Genomic DNA, 3,928 nt, shown 5'->3' with positions numbered 1-3,928 from the left:
CCGGGCCGTCCGCGACGTCGCCGTGAATGCCGGGGCCAAGACCGTGACGCTGACGCTGGCCACGGCGGTCACCCGGGGCCAGTCGGTGACCGTCACCTACGACGACCCCAGACCGCCCTACGACGACCCCTCCGCAATACAGGACATTTACGGCCAGGACGCGGCCAGCTTCACGGCCACCGCAGTGCTCAACAACACGCCATCGGGAGTGGCAGACACCACGCCCCCGGTGTTCCACAGCGCCGTGGTCAACGGCGACCAACTGGTGATCAGCTACACCGAAGCCAACCGGCTGGACGGGACAGCGCTCGCGGGCAACGCCGGCTTTGCGGTGAGCAGCAGCACGGGCACGGCCATCACCGTGAACAGCGCCGTGGTGAACGCAGCGGCCAAGACCGTCACGCTCACGCTGAGCCGCGCCGTGACCAGAAATGAGACGCTGAGCGTCCGCTACACCAAACCCGAATCCGGCGCCGTGGTGCAGGACGCTGCGGGCAACGACGCCGTGAGCTTCAGCGACCAGGCCGTGACGAACGACACGCCGGCAACGGGAGGCCCCACGCTGGCCGCGACCGACCCGATCACGATAGGCGACAACAACCTGAGCCTTGGCGAGAGCACCACCGTCACCATCCGCTTCTCCGAAGCCATCAGTGGCTTTACCACCGCCGACTTGGTCGTGGGCGGAGGCGCGCATCTGTCCGACAACCTGAGGAGCACCGACGGCGGCATCACCTGGACGGTCACGCTGACGGCCCCGGGCTGGGATGATTTCACACGCGGTTACGCACGCGACCCAAACTTCGACTACCTCACATACAACTCGACGGGCAATCAGATCAGCGTCAACCTCGCCGGCGTGACCAACTCCGCAGGCACCGCCGGTGCGGGCCGGGCCGTCTCCACGGTTACCTACGACATCAACGTCCTCAATCCCTACTGCACCATCAGGCTGGCCGACAGCACCCTCACTGCGGGCGAAACCACCACCGCCACCTTCAGCTTCAGCGAGCCCGTGAACGGCTTTGAAGTCGGTGACTTCGACCTGTCCAGGGCCAACGGCACGCTGGGTCCGCTGACCCTCCTCGCAGATGGCAAAACCTGGACCGCCACCTTCACGCCCAACGCGAACGTCAACGCCGGCGGCAACACCATCCGCCTCGACATGACCCGCGTATCGGATCTGGCGGGCAATGCGCCGAGAACCACCAGCGTCAGCTACGAGTACAACATTGACACGCGCACCAGCACCGCAGCGCCCGACACCAGCGGCCTGAGCGCCACCATCTGGTTGTCCGACTGGGACCAGCGCCTCACGACGGGAGAAACGACGATCCTCTTCATCAGCTTCAACAGGCCCGTCACCGGCTTCACGCGCGATGACATCGACCTGACCCAGACCCACGGCACGCTCAGCGAACCCATACTCAGCGCCGACGGCAGAACCTGGTCGGCCATCTTCACGCCCACGGCGGGCGTCATCGACGAGACCAACACCATCAGCGTGAACCTCGCGGGCGTGACCGACGCCGCAGGCGTTGCCGGGACCGGCCGCGCCACGAGCGACAACTTCATCCTGACCACCGCGCCACCTGATGCCACGATCACGCTGGCCGATAGCGCACTCACCGTGGGTGAAACAACGACTGTCACCATCAACTTCAACCAGATGGTCTACGGCTTCTCGATGGCTGACGTCGTGTTCGACGCCAGCACCAGCACGCTTGGCGCGCTCACGACCCGCGACAGAAAAACCTGGACCGCATCGCTCACACCCACGGCCGACCTCTACGACAGGACCAACACCATCCGCGTCAACTTGGCCGGCGTCACCGACCTTGCAGGCAAGCCCAGTACCGGCATGGCCACCAGCGCCAACTACACCGTGAACACCCAATCAGCAGACACCACGCCCCCGGTGTTCCACAGCGCCATGGTCAACGGCGACCAACTGGTGCTCACGTACACCGAAGCCAACCGGCTGGACGGGGCAGCGCTCGCGGGCAACGCTGGCTTTACGGTCAACACCGCCGCAGGCGCGGTGGCCATCACCGTGAGCAGCGCCGTGGTGAACGCCACGGCCAAGACCGTGACGCTGACACTGAGCCGCGCCGTGGCCAACACGGAGACCGTGACCGTCAGCTACACCAAGCCCGAATCCGGCAACGGGGTGCGGGACGCTGCCGGCAACCAGGCGGCGAACTTCAGCGCAAAGCCCGTGGCAGCAGACACCACGCCCCCGGAGATCAGCACCGCCGTGGTCACCGGCAACCAGCTGGTGCTCACGTACACGGAAGCGGGCACCCTGGACGGGGCAGCGCTCGCGGGCAACGCCGGCTTTACGGTGATCACCGCCGCAGGCGCAACGGCCATCACCGTGAGCAGCGCTGTGGTGAATGCAACGGCCAAGACCGTCACGCTGACGCTGAGCCGCACCGTGGCCGCAACGGAGACGGTGGTCGTCAGATACATCAAGCCCGAATCCGGCAACGGGGTGCGGGACGCTGCCGGCAACCAGGCGGAGAACTTCAACGGCGTGATCGCGACCCATGGCACGCCCGCGCCAGCAGACACCACGGCCCCGGAGTTCCACAGCGCCGCGGTCACCGGCAACCAGTTGGTGCTCACGTACACCGAAGCCAACACCCTGGACGCGGCAGCGCTCGCGGGCAACGCCGGCTTTGCGGTGAGCAGCACCACGGGCACGGCCATTACCGTGAACAGCGCCGTGGTGAGTGCAACGGACAAGACCGTCACGCTCACGCTGAGCCGCGCCGTGGCCGCAACGGAGACCGTGACCGTCCGCTACACCAAACCCGAATCCGGCGCCGTGGTGCAGGACGCTGCGGGCAACGACGCAGTGAGCTTCAGCGACCAGGCCGTGACGAACAACACGCCAGCGGGAGGCCCCACGCCGGCAGCGGGTGGCCCCACGCTGGCCGCGACCGACCCGATCACGATCGGCGACGACAAACTGAGCCTTGGCGAGAGCACCACCGTCACCATCCGCTTCTCCGAAGCCGTCAGTGGCTTTACCACCGCCGACTTGGTCGTGGGCGGAGGCGCGCATCTGTCCGACGACCTGAGGAGCACCGACGGCGGCAGCACCTGGACGGTCACGCTGACGGCCCCGAACGCGGATGATCTCGCACGCGTCCCAAACCCCCGCACATACAACTCAGTGGGCAACCAGATCAGCGTCAACCTCGCCGGCGTGAGCAACTCCGCAGGCACCGCCGGTGCGGGCCAGGCCGTCTCCAGGGTCACCTACGAGATCGACGTCATCGCCCCCGACTGCACCATCCGACTGGGCGACAGCGCCCTCACTGCGGGCGAAACCACCACCGCCCTCTTCAGATTCAGCGAGCCCGTGACCGGCTTTGAGCTCGGTGACATCGACCTGTCCAGGGCCAACGGCACGCTGGGTCCGCTGACCCCCTCCGCAAATGGCAGAACCTGGACCGCCACCTTCACGCCCACCGCGAACGTCAACGCCGGCGGCAACACCATCGGCCTCGACTTGAGCCGCATATCGGACCTGGCGGGCAATGTGCCGAGAGGGACCGCCGTCAGCAGGCCGTACAGCATTGACACGCGGACCAGCAGCGCAACGCGGGACATGGACGGCCAAGAAGCGGCCAGCCGTGCGGCCCCCGCAGTGCTCAACGACACGCGATCGGAAGCAGCAGACACGACGCCCCCGGCGTTCCACGGCGCCACGGTCACCGGCAACCAGCTGGTGCTCACGTACACCGAAGCGGGCACCCTGAACGGAGCAGCGCTCGCGGGCAGCGCCGGCTTTGCGGTGAACACCGCCGCAGGCACGGCGGCCATCACCGTGAGCAGCGCCGTGGTGAGCGCGACGGCCAAGACCGTGACGCTCACGCTGAGCCGCGCCGTGACCCACGGGGAGACGGTGAGCGTCAGC

Annotated in this window: 1 protein-coding gene; it reads left to right on the top strand. The window is 67.1% G+C overall.

The genetic code is table 11. The annotated features are described in order from the left end of the window. Nucleotides 1-3,928, top strand: a 3,928-nt coding sequence (locus VTU_RS0121415; RefSeq protein ID WP_010108613.1) for a SwmB domain-containing protein, incomplete at both ends; no start/stop codon positions are given.

It is taken from the genome of Verminephrobacter aporrectodeae subsp. tuberculatae At4, assembly GCF_000193225.1.
Classification (GTDB): domain Bacteria; phylum Pseudomonadota; class Gammaproteobacteria; order Burkholderiales; family Burkholderiaceae_C; genus Acidovorax; species Acidovorax aporrectodeae.
This window is presented reverse-complemented; position numbering and strand designations above follow the sequence as displayed.